This is a genomic window from Pirellulales bacterium (assembly GCA_035939775.1).
Classification (GTDB): domain Bacteria; phylum Planctomycetota; class Planctomycetia; order Pirellulales; family DATAWG01; genus DASZFO01.
The window spans coordinates 1-18226 of the sequence record DASZFO010000218.1; the positions used below are offsets into that span (position 1 = coordinate 1).

General features: G+C 61.9%; 10 protein-coding genes. 3 read left to right on the plus strand and 7 right to left on the minus strand.

Features of this window, described 5'->3' with window-relative positions; genetic code table 11:
* Both VGY55_13575 and VGY55_13580 read left to right on the plus strand, forming a co-directional pair.
* Positions 1-1247 (plus strand): glycosyltransferase family 87 protein (locus tag VGY55_13575; protein ID HEV2970997.1); only part of this gene is annotated, 1247 nt, incomplete at its 5' end.
* A 247-nt stretch (positions 1248-1494) separates the two neighbouring features.
* Complete coding sequence (locus VGY55_13580) at positions 1495-3081, plus strand: aldehyde dehydrogenase family protein (protein ID HEV2970998.1); 1587 nt, start codon at positions 1495-1497, stop codon at positions 3079-3081.
* A gap of 554 nt (positions 3082-3635) precedes the next feature.
* Here VGY55_13580 and VGY55_13585 read toward each other — a convergent pair.
* From VGY55_13585 to VGY55_13595, 3 genes are all read right to left on the minus strand, one after another.
* Positions 3636-4682 (minus strand): ABC transporter permease, encoded by a 1047-nt coding sequence (locus VGY55_13585; protein HEV2970999.1) that lies wholly within the window; start codon positions 4680-4682, stop codon positions 3636-3638.
* On the minus strand, positions 4679-6226 hold the full coding sequence (locus tag VGY55_13590; protein ID HEV2971000.1) for a sugar ABC transporter ATP-binding protein: 1548 nt from the start codon (positions 6224-6226) through the stop codon (positions 4679-4681). Before VGY55_13590 ends, VGY55_13585 begins: the two co-directional genes overlap by 4 nt.
* 194 nt (positions 6227-6420) lie before the next feature.
* Positions 6421-7470 (minus strand): substrate-binding domain-containing protein, encoded by a 1050-nt coding sequence (locus VGY55_13595; GenBank protein HEV2971001.1) that lies wholly within the window; start codon positions 7468-7470, stop codon positions 6421-6423.
* Positions 7471-7679: 209 nt separating this feature from the next.
* On the opposite strand from VGY55_13595, the gene VGY55_13600 reads away from it, so the two are divergent.
* A complete protein-coding gene (locus VGY55_13600) occupies positions 7680-9320 on the plus strand; it encodes a pyridoxal-dependent decarboxylase (GenBank protein HEV2971002.1) in 1641 nt (546 codons plus the stop codon).
* Positions 9321-9393: 73 nt separating this feature from the next.
* On the opposite strand, the gene VGY55_13605 is transcribed toward VGY55_13600, so the two are convergent.
* The 4 genes from VGY55_13605 to VGY55_13620 all read right to left on the minus strand — a co-directional run.
* Positions 9394-10137 carry a hypothetical protein gene (locus tag VGY55_13605; protein ID HEV2971003.1) on the minus strand — a complete coding sequence of 248 codons (744 nt, stop codon included), beginning with the start codon at positions 10135-10137 and terminating at the stop codon, positions 9394-9396.
* Positions 10138-10771: 634 nt separating this feature from the next.
* Positions 10772-15838 (minus strand): pre-peptidase C-terminal domain-containing protein, encoded by a 5067-nt coding sequence (locus VGY55_13610; GenBank protein HEV2971004.1) that lies wholly within the window; start codon positions 15836-15838, stop codon positions 10772-10774.
* 308 nt (positions 15839-16146) lie between these two features.
* Positions 16147-16719 (minus strand): HDIG domain-containing protein, encoded by a 573-nt coding sequence (locus tag VGY55_13615; protein HEV2971005.1) that lies wholly within the window; start codon positions 16717-16719, stop codon positions 16147-16149.
* Between the two features lie 198 nt (positions 16720-16917).
* Positions 16918-18226: universal stress protein (locus VGY55_13620; GenBank protein HEV2971006.1), on the minus strand; the 1309-nt coding region annotated here is incomplete at its 5' end.

Genomic DNA, 18226 nt, shown 5'->3' on the forward strand with positions numbered 1-18226 from the left:
ATGATGTCAGCAATCCGCGCGGCTGGCGCTATCTCTACCCGCCGCTGTTTGCAATCCTCGTCTCGCCGCTGGCCGCGCTGGACCCCCAGTGGCAAGCGGTCGTGTGGTACTTCATTTCGCTGGCGTTCGCTTACGGCTGCCATCGCGAATCGATTCGTATATGGAGATTGGCGGTTGCCGCTCGCGCGACGCAACCATCCGCGGGCGCTCAACGCGCGCCGCCGATCTGGTTGGGCGCGATCGCGGCCGCAACGCTCGCGCTGCCGGCGCTGAATTGCTTGCAGCGCGGGCAAGTCGGCATTTTGGTCGTGTATCTGATTCTGCTCGGCTACCGGCTAACGGCGGAGAACCGATCGTGGTGGGGCCCGTTTGCCGGCGGTGCTGCGCTGGCCGGGTCGATCGCAATCAAACTGACGCCCGCGCTGCCGGCCTTATTCCTTCTCGGATTGCTGTTGCTGGCGGCCTATTCCGGCCGCTGGTCCGCCGTGCCGACTCGCCGCTTCGCCGGAGCGCTGGCCGGCACGGGGATCGGCCTGTTGTGGTTCATTATCATTCTTCCCGGTCTAGCGATCGGCGATGCCGCCAATCTGAAGCACTTGCACACTTGGATCGATCGCGTCGTGGTCCACAACGATATGGGCGAAGAGAACAACTCCGGGTTTTACAGCGTCCGCAATCAGAGCCTGGCGAATGCCGTCCAGCGACTGGGGAATTGGTCCGCGTATGCGCTGGCCGGGGGACCGAGTGATTTGTCGGGCGACGACGTCACTCGCCGGCCTGCCGCTGCACCGATTGATCAACCGGCCGTGCAGCACGCGCTCGCGCCGGTTCGGCTGGCTCTTTTGGCGCTGCTTGTCATTGGCGGCTGGAGGACAGCGCGGCGCGGCGGCGACCTCGAAATGGCGGCGATGTTTGGCCTGTCCTCGACCTTGACGCTTGTGATCTCGCCGCTATCGTGGGCCCATCACTATCTCCTGTGGCTGCCCGGATTGCTCTTGGTTCCCGCCTGGCAATGGCAGGCGGGCCGAACGGGCAAGGCGAAGGCGCTAGCCATCTCGGCTTGCGGACTGATGGTCGCGCACTATCTGCTGCTCGACTGGACCGGGCGGGCCGGTGTGCTTGGCTTAGGCACGACCATCTGGTTTATCGTCGCGGTTCGCACCGCGGCCCGCGGCGATTTGGAACATCGCGCTCTGCGGATTGACCCAGCGGATCGCCTCACTGAAGCTGCGCGTCAAGCGGCGTGAGTGCATGCCTAGCGCCTCCGCATGAGGCAACTTCTACACTCGCAGCGTGAAGAGTCCCGTTGGGCTCGCGAAAGATTTCCCGATCGAATTGCCATTCCTCGAACTCCAACTTGCCACTCACGGCGCTTCTCGAAAGCATCGGGGGTTTGCTATCATGGATTGCCCTGGAGCCCACGGCGACGGCGCTGCGCGGGGTGCTCGCCGTCGCCGTTCGCTCCGAATTAAACGGCTCGAAGGAGCGTCAATTATGCAATCTCAGCCGGTTCTTATCGACGGTCAATGGCGTGCCGCGGCTGCGGTGAAGACGTTTCAAGCGGAGAATCCCATCACGCGCGAGCTGCTGGCGGATCTGTATCCGGTGAGTTCGTGGAGCGATTGCGAGGCGGCGCTTGAGGCGGCGGTTGCGGCCGCCGAGCGGCTCCGCGAGATTTCCGCCGCAAACATCGCTCGCTTTCTCGAACGCGCTGCCGAGCGGATCGAAGCGCGCCGCGGGGAAATCGTTGCGGTCGCTCACCTGGAGACCGGATTGCCCGTCGCACCGCGATTGGCGGAGGTCGAGCTGCCGCGGACGACGAACCAACTGCGCCAGGCCGCTGTCGCCGCGCGTGAAGGTTCCTGGGCCTTGCCGACGATCGACGTGACTGCCAATATCCGCTCATGCTTCGCGCCGATCGGGCCGGTCTGCGTGTTCGGCCCGAACAATTTCCCGCTGGCGTTCAACGGCATCTGCGGTGGAGATTTCGCCGCCGCGATCGCCGCCGGCAATCCTGTCATCGCCAAGGGGCATCCGTCGCATCCCGGCACCACGCGGTTCTTGGCTGAGGAAATTCGGGCCGCCGCCGCCGAGACCGAAATGCCGCGCGGCGCCGTGCAGTTGCTCTATCGGCTCAGTCCGACTGATGGATTGCGGCTCGTCTCCGATCGGCGAATCGGCGCGACCGGATTCACGGGCAGCCGCCGAGCGGGGCTGCAACTGAAAACGGCCGCCGACGCCGCGGGAAAGCCGATCTATCTGGAGATGTCGTCGATCAACCCCGTGGTCGTTCTGCCGCATGCCTTGACAGAGCGGTCGGCGGAGATCGTCGATCAGTTCGTCGGAAGCTGCTTGGCGGGGACCGGTCAGTTTTGCACGAACCCCGGACTTGTCGTCCTTTTAGCCGGAGAGCAGAGCGAGGCGTTTGTCGCCGCGGTCGCGGCACGATTTCGCGCGGCGCCGGTTGGAACACTTCTGGCCGGCGGAGTGGCGAAGGCGCTCGCGGCGGGCATCGAAGTCTTGCGGTCGGCCGGAGCGGAAGTTGTCGCCGGTGGCGCGGCCGGCGGCGGCAAAGGGCACAGCCATGCGAACACCGTGCTCCGTGTGTCTGGCCGACAGTTTCTCGCCAGCACCGAGGCGCTGCAAACCGAAGCCTTTGGAAATGCCTCGCTTTTTGTCGTCGCGGCCGATGTCGCGGAAGCGGTTCGAATTATTGACACCTTGGAGGGCAATCTCACGGGTTCGATTTACTCGGACACCGCCGGCCGCGACGACGCGGCCTATCGTGCGTTGGCCGCGCGCCTGCGGTCGCGCGTGGGGCGCTTGATCAACGACAAAATGCCGACCGGCGTGGCTGTCTCTCCGGCGATGAATCACGGCGGCCCGTTTCCGGCGACGGGACATCCGGGGTTCACGGCGGTCGGCATGCCCGCCGCGCTTCGCCGGTTTGCAATGCTTGTCTGCTACGACAATGTCCGACGCGATCGTTTGCCGCCGCTCTTGGCCGACAAGAATCCGACCGGCCAGACGTGGCGGCTGATCGATGGACGCTGGACGCAAGCGGACGTACCATCCCTTTAGCGCAATTCGCCAAGGAAAACCGAGTGGTTCCTCGCCATGCCGCTTGCAAACCCGTATGGGTCGCCGCAATCCACCGATCTGCCGTTTGAGACTACAAATGACTTGAGTCGCGGTTCCGCCATCGGTTGGCGATTGATCCGCGCGTTTGCATTGGCGTTAGTCGGGTACGGTGTGTTTGTTGAGGGCGGAAAGTTCTATTGTGAAACGTCCCTAAATCGTACATTCGGTTTCGCTGAAGACTGGATTGTCGGAACGCTCATCGCATTAGTCTTTGCGTCCTCTGAGTACTTGAACGCCGGTTGCGGACGGTCGGCGGGAATCGTACGAAGAATGCTAGTCTCTTCCGCACTCATGCTCGCCGTCATCCTAATCACTGCATTCGTAGGCAGCGCTGTCGGGTTGAGGGCAACGAGCTACGATCAAACGAGACCGATGTGTTTATTCTATACCGCGCTAATGGCAAGCTTCTTCATCGTCGGACTTTTTGTGGTTAGATTTCGATGGATCGGCAGTCGCGAATTCCAGCACGAAGCGAAATTGAGCGAAACGCCGCCCTAGCGTCGCAGCCGCGTTTGCGTGAACTGATCGATGGCCACGGCGGCGATGATAATCCCGCCGATGATGATCTTTTGGATCGGATCGCTCACCTGTGCGTAGACGCAGCCGCTGTGCAGGGTGGTCATCGTCAAGGCGCCGACGATCGAGCCCAGCACGCTTCCTCGTCCGCCGCTCAAGCTGCCGCCGCCGATCACCACGGCCGCGATGATGTCCAGCTCCATGCCGAGCCCCGCTCCGGGGTCTCCCTGGTTCCCCAGGTCGCTGAAGCTGAACAAGCCGGCCAGAGCCATAAACAGCCCGCCGAGCGCGTAGACGATGATCTTCGTTCGCGGAACATTGATGCCGCAGAGCCGCGCGGTGGCTTCGCTTGAGCCGATCGCGAAAACGTGCCTGCCGAACACGGTGAAATGCATCACCACCGCCAGCGCGATTCCCAGCAAGACGACCAACCACGCGCCGGTTGCCATCAGTTGCAAGCTGCCTTTGGCGGGCGAATCGAGAAGAGTGGAGAGCCACCGCGGCGCTTCCGCCGCCTCGACTGCAATCTTCTCCTGGTGGGCAATTTGTTCCGCCACGCCGCGAAAGATGAGCATCGTGCCGAGCGTCACGATGAATGGAACCAAGCGCAACCCCGTGACGAGAATCCCATTGACCGCGCCCGCGGCCATTCCGATCGCCAAAACGAGCAACGTGATCAGGAAAGGATTCATGCCGTCCCGCAGTCCAGCCGCCAGCGCGACGGCCGCCAGCGCCAAGATCGCGCCGACGGAAAGATCGATTCCGCCGCTGATGATCATGACGGTCATTCCCAATGCGCCCATGCCGACGATGGCCGTCTGCTTGGCGATCAAGGTGAGCCGATAGGACGACAAAAACGTGGCGCTGGATTTGAAGAGCCAGCCGTACGCAAGAAAGACGCCAACCACGACCAGCAGCACGATGAACGGTTGGAGAACTCGCCAAATCGTCCAGAGCATCCACCTGTGCTGCGATTTGAGCGGGGCCGACGCGGCGGCCAACGAGCTGACTTGGGGATCATTCATCCGTCGCTCTCGGCCCGATGCGTGCCTTGGCCGTCAGTGGATTCCGCTGCCGTTTCCGCGGCAGTCCCCGTGGCGTATTGCATCACTTCTTCCTCCGTCCAATCCTTGGCCGGGCGGACTTCGCGCAGCCGGCCGCGGAACATCACACCAATTCGATCACAGACGTTCATCAATTCGGGCAAGTAGGAACTCACCAGGATAATCGCTTTTCCCTGGGCCGCCAACTCGCCGATCAGGCGGTAAATCTGTGCCTTCGTGCCGATGTCGATCCCGCGCGTCGGCTCGTCCATGAGCAGCAGGTCGGCCTGCTGGTGCAGCAGTCGAGCGATGGCAATCTTCTGCTGATTGCCGCCGGAAAGCTGTCCGATCGGCTGGTCCGGCCCAGCCGCCTTGCACTCGATGCGGCTCAACCATTGGCGGACCGCGGCGCGGCGGCGGCGCAGATTGAGAAAGCCGAAGCGGCGATAAGGCCCCAAGTCGGTTAGCGTGAGATTGTCCGCAATGGAAAGCGCGATCGCGAGGCCTTCCGCCTTGCGGTCTTCACTCACCAAGCCCAAACCGCGCCGAATGCTCAAACTCGGGCTGTGGCCGACCGGACCGACGCCAAGGACGCGAACATCGCCGGAGCGGACTTCATTGAGACCGAAGATCGCCCGCACGAGTTCGCTCCGCCCCGCTCCGACCAAACCGGCGAGACCGAAGATTTCGCCGCGGTGCAGCACCAGATCGATCCCCTGCGGAGACGTTCGCCCGCTGAGATTGCGGACTTCCAACAGCGGCGGCCCGGGCTTGTGCTGCGACTTGGGGAACAGTTCGTCGATCTCGCGACCGACCATCGAGCGGGCAAGATCGGCCGAAGTGACCTCGGCCAGTCGCCCCTCAGCCACGGAGCGCCCATCGCGGAGCACCGTGAATACATCGCCGATCCGCGTCACCTCTTCGAGAAAGTGGCTGATATAAACGATTCCCAATCCCGCCCCCCGCAGGTCGCGAATCACGGCAAATAGATGCGCCGTGTCCTCCTCGGTAAGCGAGCTGGTCGGCTCGTCAAACACGAGAATGCGGGCATCGGATGCCAGCGCTCGCGCGATCTCGACCAATTGCTGCTTGGCAATCGGCAATCGACCGACCGGGATGTCCAGCGCCAAATTCGGCTGTGAAAGCCGAGCCAATGCATTGCGCGCGATCTGCCGCTGTTGCCCCTTGCGCAGCCAACCGAACCGCGAGCGTTCCTGGCCGAGCAGGATGTTCGCTTCAACTGACAGGTGCGGCGCGAGATTCAATTCCTGATAGATCATCGCCACGCCGGCCCGGATTGCATCGACGGGCCGGGCGGGCGCGTAGCGCTTTCCCTCGACCGTGAGTCGCCCGGCGTCCGGCACATAAACGCCGGCCAGGATCTTCATCAACGTCGATTTCCCGGCGCCGTTCTCGCCGATCAACGTGCGCACCTGCCCTCGCTCGACTTCAAACGAGACATCGACGAGCGCTCGGGTCGCCCCGAACGATTTCGAGACGCCCGACATGGAAAGAAGTGCGGACATTCAGTCGATGCCAACCTGAGAAGTGCGATTTGAATTCTCAGTTTTTGCTTGATAGAGTATTGGACCTGTTCTAAAATGTAGTCTGCCATGCCCACGCGGGCACCGGCGCCAGCAGGTCGGCGTGGGCGTGTGACTGAGGCGGTGCATGGCCACTCAGAGCAGTGGCCATGGCACCCGTCGGCTTTGGTGCTCCGCTAGTCAGCCTTCGCGGGATGCAGCAGGGAGTCGATCTTCGGTTCGCTCAAGTTCTTGGTGGTGGCCAACGCTTCGGGGACCTCGATCTTCTCCGGCACTTTTTCGCCGCGCAGCTTTTGCACGGCGGTCTGGACCGCGTCGTGACCCATTTGCACGGGGTCTTGCAAGACGACGGCGTTGAGATACCCGTCCTTCAGTCCGCCCACCAAATTGTCGCTCGAATCGAAGCCGACGAACTTGATCTTGCCCGCCAATCCGCGCGAATCTTTCTTCAGGGCGGTGAGCATGCCGGAAGCGGTCGATTCATTGGGGCAGAAGATGCCGTCGATCTTCTCGCCGAAGTTGAGCAGGAAGTCCTCGCCGAGCTTGACCGAATCGGCCTCGCCGGGGCCACCGTGCTTGTCGGAGGAGAGCAATTCAATCCCCTGGGATTTCGCCAGGGCGTCGAGGAAACCCTGCTCGCGGGCTTCCGTGCTGGCCGAGTTAATGTTGTATCGCATCAAGATCACATGGCCCTTGCCGCCGAGCAGCTCGGCTAGATACTCGCCCGCTCGCTGGCCGGCGTGATAATTGTTCGTGGCGACGAAGCTGGTGATTCCGGTCATGTCCTTGAGTTCCGAATCGAAGATGATCACCGGCACGTAGTTCTTGATCGCCTCATCCACCGGCTTTCGCAGAGCGACGGCGTCCAACGGGGCCAGGCAGATCGCATCGTATCCGTCGGCCAGAAAGTTTTCGACGATCTGGATCTGACCGGTCGTGTCTCCTTCGCCGGTCGGGCCTTTGAAGGTGATTTCGGCGCCGGTCTCAACGGCCGCCTTGCGGGCCCCGGCCTCGACCGATTTCCAGAATTGATGACCGGTCCCCTTCGGAATCACGGCGATGCGAAATTTCTTCCCGCCCGAATTGACGGTGCTCGTGGCGGATGAAGTCGCGCTCGTTCCGGATGAATCGGCGGCATTTCCTTTGCCGGAATCGGCCGGCGATTTGGTGCAACCAAGCAGCGCGGTCAAAGCCAACATCAATGCCCAGGGCAACCGTTTGCACATCGCTATAGTCTCCGAGAAAAGAACCAGTATCTTGCGAATTGCCAGTGCTGAGCATACAACTCGACGATTCGCCGAACAAGCGGCGGCGGAAGAGAGTCGGCAGACGGCAGGAGGCAATTCGCGACGGGATGGCAGCGCCGGATGACATTCGTTAGCCGGTTCGCTCGCGAACCGGAGTGTGAGGGAGCCGGATCGAAGTCGAAAAACACATGACCACTCCTCGATATCGCGAACGATTGGATTCTCTGCGGCAAGCCTTTCCGCAGCCGGTTTCCAATCCGGTGCACGATGCCTACTTTGTGTTTTCGATCCTCCGAGCGCTCGAGCAAGTCGATGCGCTCAAATCGCAGGCGCCGATCCTGGGCACGCCGTGCCAGCCGGATTACGAAGCCGCTCGGCGGCGCCGCGTCGAGCCGGACGAAAAGTCGTTGGAAGAGGTAATTCCCGAGCTGGTCCAGTATCTCCACGGCATGTTCGTTTGGGGGCATCCGGGCAGCCAGCTCAACATCGTGCCGCAGCCGTCGATCGCCAGCATCATCGGCGTGCTGCTGCCGTCGATTTACAATCCGAATCTGTGCAGCGACGAGAGTGCCATTCGCATCGCTGAAGCCGAGGTCTCCGCCGCTGCGATGACGGCCGAGCTGATCGGCTACGATCCGGCCGCCGCCGCCGGTGTGTTCACTTTCGGCGGGACCGGCGGGCTGTTGTACGGAGTCCGAATTGGCTTGGAAAAAGCGATTCCCGGCGCCGGGCAGCGGGGACTGCGCGAGGACGCGGTCGTGCTCGTCTCGCAACAGGGTCACTATTCGTGCCTGAATGTGGCCGCCTGGCTCGGGATCGGTCAGGATCACGTCGTCGCCGTGCCGAGCCATCAAGATAACTCAATCCGGCTCGATGCGTTGGAAGATGCCGCCCGAGGATCGCTCGCCAAAGGACATAAAATCGCCGCAATCATCGCGACGATGGGGACGACCGACGCCTTCGGGATCGACGATCTCGAAGCGATCCACGCCCTGCGCGAGCGGCTGATCGCCGAGTTCAAGCTGGGCTACCGGCCGCACATCCATGCCGATGCGGTGATCGGCTGGGCCTGGTCGGTGTTCAACGATTACAACTGGCTGGCGAACGAACTCGGCTTCCGCGGCCGGACGATGCGGGCGCTGGCCGCGGCTTCGCATCGCATCCGCCATTTGCACCTGGCCGACACGGTTGGAATCGACTTCCACAAGTCTGGGTTTGCTCCCTATGTCTCGTCGCTCGTGCTGGCGAAGGACCGCGGCGATTTCGGCCGGATTGCCCGCTCGCGGGCGACGATGCCCTATCTGTTTCAATCGGGCGAATACCATCCGGCGATGTTCACGCTCGAGACCACGAGGGCCGGCACCGGGCCACTGGCGGCGCTGGCCAGCCTGCGGCTCTTGGGCAAAGAAGGGCTGCGCGTGCTGCTGGGGCACGCCGTCGAAATGGCCGAAGTGCTCCGCGAAACGATCGAATCCCACCCAAATCTGACTGTGCTCAACGGCGACAACGTCGGGCCGGTCACGCTGTTCCGGGCCTATCCTGACGGCATCGACACCTTCAGCGTCAAACAGCGCGAGCAGTTCGATTCTTCGTATCGCGACACCCTCTTGGCCCACAACGATTACAATCGCCGGATTTACGAGTTGGTTCACTCCGAGGCGCTGGCCGGCCGCGGCGTCGCGATTTCGCTCACCGACTGCTACCGACAGACGGATTACGGTGAATCAATCGTGGCACTCAAGAGCTACGTCGTCTCGCCATTCTCCGACGAAAGCCGGATGGAATCGATCATCCGCCACGTGCTGCAAGCGCGAGCGGCGATTGATTAGAAATCTACTCGCAGCGCCGCTGGACGCGATCGTTATGCGGAGCGTGACGAATACGCTGCCCGAGAAGCACGCTTCACTTCATCGCGATCGTGCGCGCGAGCGGCTGGAGCACTTGCTCGACCACGTAGTTGTCGACCACCTCGCGGCAGGTGCGGGCCAGGTTCTCCAACGATTGGACGTACGTCGCGTCGGGCTCGAGGCTGCCGTATTGGCGGGCCGTCACGTAGACGCTCAATTGATCCTCGGTGTATTCGCCCGTGCGGATCTGAAAGGCGTTGGTCCGGGTCTCGATGCTCAACCGCACCTGGGTGCGGCAATCCTCATCTAACGAGAGCGTGATCGACGGCTCGTAGTTGATGACCGTTCCTCCCGGCATGTCGATCACGCGCTCCAAGCCGGGGCTTATCCCCAGGGCCTCGGCGACGAGCTGGTTGTGGTTGCCCCGATACGTGAAATCGAAGCCGAACAGCAAATCGAGCGCTTCGCAATCCAACGGGCTGACGGAGAGCAGAAAGGGGGCTAATTCGAGCACCAACTTGTGTTGCTCCAAGGCCGAGTCGACGCTCGACGGATTGACTTGGCCGGAGCAGACCCGGCGGGTTTCCACCGTCGCCCAGCGGTAATGCCCCTGGTCTTTGTCTTCCTCGAGCACGAAATCCCGCTTGTCGCGGCAATAGAACTTCCGCATCGACGGATATTTCTTTTGCAGCCGCTCGAAGAAATGGAGCACCGTCTCGCGGCTGCTGGGGAGTTCCATCTCCGTGGCCAGATTCATGTTGACGTAGAAATCGTCGCTAACGGAACTGTAGCGATTCATAATGGATGTCCCCCCTGGCCATCGACGCCCGAACCGCCCCGCCGCGGCAGAACAATTGCGGGCTGAACCAATCAGTATAAAATGCACAGTCGAAACGTGTCAAAGCCGGGTTTGGGGCCATTTGAGGTCGTCGCGCAGCCGAGTACGACGAGATTTAGTCGTCGCGCGAGCTTGTAATCGTGGCGATTTCCGCTTTCGTCGCTTGCACTTACTGCTCTCAATCGGGTGCCCGTCGATCATTTGCGCCAAGCAAGAATGGACCTAGAATTGAGCAGCCAAATCTGCAACAATCTCCGCCCCAACATAGGATTCGAGAAAAAGGGGACCCATGCAGCTTGAGAATTGCTCCTTGGAACGGCGCTCCGACGGCGCGGTCATCGTGCGAGTCCACTCGCGTCGCACGGAGCCGGCGCCCCTGCCAGATGCCGTTTTCTCGTTTCGCGCCGGAGACCCGCAATACATCTATTGGGAGCGGCAATTCCGTCTTCGGCAAAGGGCAAGCGTTCCGGATTCGGACAATTAAGAGCCTATCCGAGATCCGCCTGAGCAAAGGGGACAGTCCCCGTTTTGCTCCGCGACTGCGCAAAAAGGGGACAGTCCCCGGCGGTTCTCGGATAGGCTCTGAATGCGATCTTCAGCGCAGCAAGCCGCGGCGGCCCGATGCGGCAATCAGTTCGAATTCTTCGAATATCCAATCGTGCAGATCGGCTGAGCTGGCAGCCCGCAATCCGCGGACGAGTTTCGGCAGGGCGGCGGTTGAGGAAGACGGCGGCGACAAAACTTTGGTCTGAACCGGCACCGTCGTTCCGGCGGCCGTTGCGGCTTTTGGTTTCGCCGGACCGATTGGAGCAAACGGACAGGTTGGCGAGAATAAGCCGTTCGCGGCGGTTTGGTTTTGAGCGCCCGCGGCGTTCCCACTGCCGGAGACCGAACTCGGAATTCCTGGACTCTGGCCCCCGGCCTCCGGCCCCAGCAGGGCAAAGCCCTGCCCGGGGGGCGCGGGATCGTCGCTGGGCAGTTGTTGCAGCAGTTGGGATCGGACAATGGCCCCATCCTGGCCCGTGATAACGCCGTCGCCATTCAGATCGAACAGCGGCGAATAATTGGCGGCGGTCGTGTCTTGCAGCAATCGCAAACGGACGCCGTTGCCATCCATGCCGGTGATGACTCCGTTCTGATCGGCGTCGCCCGGCAGGAGATTGAAACGGAAGTTGAAATCCCCGCCCGAAGTGCCATCGCCGGAAGGGAAGCTGCTCGTGCCGGTCGTCCACTCACCATCCAGCGGCGTGCCAAGTGTGTTGGCCACGGCCGCGGAACGAATATCCAACAGATATTTATCGGCTGTCAAAGGGGCGGCAAACGTCCACTGGGCCGTGCGCGTGCCATTGTCGTAGCTAAACGCCGCGCTCGCCAGCGAAGCCGGCGCTGGCAGATCGGGCGATCCGACCAGCGCCAGTCCCGCGGAATTGATATTCACATCTTGGCTGAAGACGACGGATAGTGTCGTGACGTCATTCCAAGGCAACGGCAGGAGTTGCCCGGCGCCGCCGGATATTCGATAGCCCAATTGAGCGTCGCCGAGCGCATTCGCCGCCAAATAAGCATAGAAGCTTTGGCTCCAATTGGAACCACCGCTGGCATACACCGCCGTGACCTGCGGCGCTGTGGTGTTGACGACGAAACTGGCCGAAGCGCCGGACGCCAACGGATCGCCGGCGAAATCGGCAATCCCCGAACCGCTGGCCGAAAGCGTCAGCGCATATGTGCCATTTGTCCCCGTGAGCGGGGTGAGATTGCCGAGAGTGAACGTCGCGTTGTCGGTCGTCGTCACCGTTTGCGACGAGGTGAGCAAATTCGGTCCGCCGTTGTCGGTCAGTGACAATGCCGACAACGACATGCCGCCGACCGGTTCGTTAAACACAATCTGCATCTGCGAGACGGCGCTGTTCCTCGGATTCGGGCTGACTGCCGTGATGCTGGCGCTCGGCGGAGCGGTCTCCACGACGGTATTGAGGAAATATTCGCCGGTCGTGGAATTCGTGGACAAGATGCGGACGCGATAGGTTCCGGCGGTTGAAATCTGCTGCCCGAGTGTCTGGTTGCCGGTCCCTTGTCCGGACGCGAGCAAGACGTCCGCTGGGCTATAGAGCTGGATCAGCGGGGCGAGGTTGTCCACGAACTGCGCCGAATTGCCGCCGGGAGTGTACGTTTGGAGATACAGCCCGCTGGCGGCCGGAAGATTAATCGAATACCAGTTCTCAGAATTCGAGGTGACGATATCCCCAAGCGCTCCCTTATCGGCGGAGATGTCTTGAGCTGCGGCAAAGCTCACATTATTGCCGATGCCGAAAGCCGCGTCGCGCGTGACGACGAGGCTATACGCCGCGCCCGGCGCTCCGGTGACCAACGCATAGTACGTACCTGGAGTAGGTGCGACGAAGTTTGCAATCGCTTCGTTGACATTGGCACCGGCGCCCGGCGAACTTCCCGCTGCCAGCGGATTGCCTTGCGAATCGAGCAGGGTCACGTGCACGGCCGCCGAACTCTGCGCCGCCACGGCGAGCGTCGACGATTGTCCGGCGGCCAAGCTGAAGGCGTAGTAGTCATTCGGAGACGAGGCGATGCTCGGCGCGATTTCGATGCTGCTGCCGCTCGTGACGATGGGGCTCAGACCCGATGTGTTAGGCACTACGAGCGGATCGGCGCCGGCCGTGTTCGAGTTCTTGACTCCCACCGTCGGGCCGGGGTTGCCGGGCGGCAAAAGGCTGTTGTTGAAGTTAAGGTAGTTGAAGAAAATGGTCCCGTCGGAATTCAGGATCGCCTCGAACGTGACTTGCCCCGTTTGCGGGCCGCCGACGAAGCTGACGTGCGACCATTCGATAACGAAACGGCTGCTGCCGCCGCCTGTCGATTCGAGCTTGTAATAGGCGGCGGATTGCGACGAGCCGCTGATCGTGATGTTGCCCCAGAGCGGCGCGATGGTCGTCGGAGCGGGCAAGGAGGACAGGTTCGTGTTGCTGCCGTTAACGCCTCCTCGCGACATCGTGATCACGCCATGCACGTTGACATCGATGGCGTTGTAGGTCGTACCGAAAAATGGAAAGGAGATTCCCGCTGGTGAAATCGGTCCCAGTGGAAAGGAGAGGTTGGCCGTCGGCGATGTAAAGCTGATGACCGTTCCCGTCGCGCTGATATCGTCGAACTGCGGCGCGACTGCTATGGCCGAGTATCCGAAGCTATTCGGGCCGACCAACACGCCGGCGGGGCCCACCACCGCGGCCCGTTGCGCCGTACCGACCAGCCCGACGAAACCGCCATCAATACTCTGAGCGGTGGCCAAAGTGTGGTTGCCCGCGCCGCTGACCGAGGACGCGAGCGTGGCATTCAAGACCACTTGAATCGCATAGTTTCCCGTCGTTCCGTTGGCGCCGCTGACCGTGAACGTGTACGTTCCCGCGACGTTAATTGGCACCGTCTGCAAGATGAGGGGGATACCGACCGACGCCGATGATGCCGACGTGTTGACGCCTGGCCCCGCCAGAGCAATCTGCGGCTGCAAGCCGGGTGCGGGCGTGACCACGATCGACAAGGTTTGTCCTGCCGCCACGGCCAGCGTGTAGGCAACGGTGTTGCCCGCGAACAGAACTGAGCCGTTTAGGCTGCTCTGATACACGAGCGAACCGGCCGGGCTCGTCTGGGTCAGTGGCGCGGGGAACGCCGTCGGGCCGCCATTGAGGAGCAAACTGCCGGAATAGGCCGGGCCAGGATTCCCGAACGTGTCGGTCACGGTGCCGGCCGCCATGCCGATCGACAGCGTGCCCGGATTGTTGATTCCCGAGAGCGTGTATTGCACCGTTTGAGAGTCGATCAATGCAAATCCCGCGACCGAACCTTGGTTCAGCGTCAAGTTCGATGCACCGATCGTCGCCGGTGCGTAGGCCTCGTTAAAATGAACGTTCACGCTGGTGAGCGGCAGAGCGACGATCGAATTATTCGCCGGCGTCGTCGCGTCGATCGCAATCGGCAGCACGTCGTAGCGGAATGTCCCGCTGAATGCCGTCAACGGGCTGTTGTCGGCCTGTCGCGTGAGCGTGCCGGCGGCGATCGACATGTTTTGCAGCCCCTGGGTTGTCACAGGGCTGGTGTTAAAGTGAAAGGTGATCGTCGTCGTGCTGGTCAAGGCGAACGAGTCGGCGGCAACACCATTGACCGTAAGATCGCTGGCCACGATGCCTGAGGTTGCGTAAGGGCTGCTGAAAGTAATTGCAAAATCGGTCGGAGCGGTCGCGACCGCCGAGCCGGCGGCCGGATTTGTCATGGCGACATGAAATGTGCCAACCAGGTCATTCACCAAGGGCACAGCTTTCGGAGTGCCTAGCCCTGCGACTAGGTCATAGCCCGGTCCGGCCGCGAAGCCGTTGTTGCCCGTGATGATGTCGTTGAAATCGTTGCTCGAAAGTGTGTAGATCGTGGGCAGCGTTTGCGTTGGGCCGTCGAGCGGCGCCACTCCGATCGACACCCGGTCCTGATCGGCGATCGCGATCAAGGTTCCCCAAGCGGGCGCGGAAAGGCTGGTCCCGCCGACCTTCACCCACGGGTCGGTTGTGCCGAAATCGTAACTGTCGTAGATCGAGACCCCAGTCGTCGGATTGGCGTCGAAAGCGACGTCGGGAATCGTGCGGTTGGTGCCGCTAAATTGAGTGACGACACCATTCTGGTAGCTCGGCTGCGGCTCGAGGGTGCTGATTCCTCCGCCGCTGCCGCTCCAGCCGGATTCGCCGATGCCGCCGTCGCCAGGTTGGGGCACGCGATTGCCATTCGCATCGACACTGAGCGTCGTACCCCCCACGGCCAACACATTCGGGGAAAAAGCCGGATAAAAGCCTGGCTCGCCGCTATCGCCCGTCGATGCGACAAACGTCACGCCCGGATGTCCGCTCGGAGTAGTGAACGTGCTGTCGGTCGTGGTGTCGTTGGAGAATTCGTCGTAGCCAAAACTCATCGAGACGACGACGACGCCAGTCTGCTGCCGAGCCGTGTTCACGGCCGTCAACAGATCGCCAGCGCCGGAGGAATTCGCCTCGACCAATAGGATATTCGCGCCCGGCGCGAGCGCGTGGACCAATTCCACGTCGAGCGAGATTTCCAACTCCCATGAGCTGCCGCCTGGACCATTTGGATCGATTCCGGGAAGATTCGTCGTGCTGCCGGTCTGCGACATGATCGTGAACGCTGTCGCCGGTGGGTCAGCTAGCCCGAATTGCTGGTCGAACGCCTGGAGATCCGTACGAACGTTCGGATCGTTGTAGGCATCCACAATGGCGATCGTCTCGCCGGTGCCATCCGCCGCGGTAGCGGTCCCCGGCAGCGTGAGCTGGTCGAAACCGTAGGCGTGCCGGATCTGGGTTGGCGACAAGCCGGTGGGACTCGGGGAACTCAACGGCGCTGCATTGCCGGCCGGCCGATACAAAACGAAACTCGGGCGGACGATCGAACTAACTCCGCCGCCGGTTGGCACCACGCTCGATCCGGGTGCAACAGAAACGGCCGGCGCCTTAGCCGGCGCGAGCACTGCCCCCGGAGTAGCCGGCGCGTGCGCGGTGGCAGAGACCAATCGCCCGAATGTCATCGCATGAGCGGCCAACATCCACCGCGATTCGAGTTGCTCGAAGGCAACGCTCGCGCGATCGCCGCGCTTCACATCTCGGCGGGAAGCCGAAATTCGATTCCGACGCGGCGAGCGGCGCCCGCGGTTTTCTGGGTCGGGAAATCTCATTAAGTCGCAAACCGCTCAAGGGACTGTTGGGAACCCGCCGCACCGGGCTCCCTACCTAATAGGCCACATGCACGACGGCCGGCGGAAGCGCAGGCCGATCGCCGAAACGATCCCCGTCGCTGTCGGATGGGGCGCGCCTTCCCTAGACTCGACCGCTCGAAGTGCCGCTTGGTCGAACAGGGGCAGTCCCTTGACTTTACATCATTTCAGACTAACCCGACCGAACATGGCGGTCAAGCAATATGCGTCCGACCGTCCAACCCCAAGACCGTGGCAATTTGCGCCATCGCGTCGATCACAAACTGAACATGTTCGTCCAAATCGACCCCCAAATCCGCCGCGCCGCGGACGATATCATCGCGGTTCACCGCCGCGGCAAACCCCTTGGCCTTCATCTTCTTGCGGACGCTCGACGCTTTCATCCCGATGATTCCCTCGGGCCGAACCATTGCCGCGGCCGTGCAAAAGCCGGCCAATTCGTCGCACGCATAGAGCGCCTTGTCCAACCGCGACACCCGCGGACAATCCGGCAGATAATCGGCGTGCGACTTGATCGCATAAATCACAGGATCCGGATATCCGCGCTCGGCAAGGATCGCTGCGCCCTTCAGCGGATGATCCGGAGGATTCGGCCAGCGTTCGTAATCGAAATCGTGCAGCAGACCCGTGATCCCCCATACGTTTTCGTCCTCGCCGAACTTTCGGGCATAGGCCCGCACCGCCGCTTCGACCGCCAGCATGTGCTTCCGCAAGCTGTCGCTCTGCGTATACTCGCAGACCAAAGCATAGGCATCGTCTCGATTCATGCTCGACCTTTCTCCTCGTTCATCGGTTCAACTGTTCGCTGCGTCACGCACATCCTCCGGTTGGCAAGCGAACCGGCTAACGAGAGCTTCCACGCTAACGCTCTCATACGTCCGACCATCCAACCCATGCTACGGCTCCGCGGCAAACGCGACAAATCGAGCATTATCTAACTGACTAGGAATGTCGCCGTTGACATGTCATCTGGCGGCGGAATCGTCGTCGTCGTCCACTTCCATCGGGATCGCCGGCGGGGAGGTCAAGGAAACCGGGCAATGGGCGTGTTCGAGCAGATAGTCGAGCCATGGAAAGCGGGCGCGGCTGATTGAATCGACCCATTGCTCCGGCAAGGGGGCGACAACCAGATCGTATTGCCCGTCGCGGGCCAGCTTGGCGATTTCGGGGCCCGTTTCGCCCTTCACGACCGCGATGCTCAAAGCGCGCCCGAGCTGTTTCGCGCGGGCTTCGTCGAAGCGGATGGCGTGCTCGACTTCTTCGGCTTTGAGACCTGAAGCGGGGACGATTGCCAGCCCGAGCGTCACTTGCGGATCGAGCATCGTAAGGACCGACTGGAAAAGATCGTGGCTGATCGAGGTGCCATCGTGGACGAGGAGCACCCGATTCACGCCGATCCCCGCGGCGCGCAGCTCGGCAACCGAGCGGGCCTGCCGCTCGCTGATTTTCGGGATGCGGTTGCCGCCGGCCAGATCGAGGTGTACCTCGCGATCGTGGCTGACGATCCGCACCGTGAGCGGCTTGGGGTTTCCCTCGCAGACGTTGAACCAGTAGAGGGCGATCTGATCGAGCTGCTCATCGGCCGTGTTCTTATTCGATACGCCCATGATCAACTCCTGCACCTCGAGCGTTTTGGCCGTGTTGATCACGGCGAACAGCGGGCTGTTCGTGGGAACGATGAGCGGCGTCACCTCCTTGCCGCTCTTTTCGGCCCGCGTGACGACGGCCGTCATGAGCTGCTGATCGTAGGTGTCGAGGTCCTGGTCTGGCGGTCGCTGAGTGGCGACGCCGGGCTCGACCTTGGCCGTCATGACAACGACCGAGGTCGTCGTCGGATCGGATTCGGCCAGCGCCTTTTCGAGCATGAATAGATTGTTCGGCGAGCGTATCGCGACCAACTTGCGATAAGGTTTCTTGTCGAGGCCCAACCCAGTAAGCGAAACTTGCGGCGCGGTTTGCTGGCGGAATTGCTCTTGGTGGACGTGATGCTCTCCCTTGCGTCGCCGCTCATGGGCCTTTTCCGTGAGGATGAAGACGGCCAGGAAGCCAGCCGTAAAGCCCATGCCCCAGGTGGTGGCCGTGGTCTTCGTGAGCAAGTTCGTGATGGCCGCGATGAACAGCACGAGAAAAATGAGCGCCAAGCCGATCGGGAATTCATACTTGCCGAGGCGGATATTGAGCGGCACCTTGAAATCGCGGTGCGTGTGGTCGCGGAACCGCAGAACGACCATCGCCAGGGCTTTGAACACGAAGCTCCACACGACGCCGAACGCA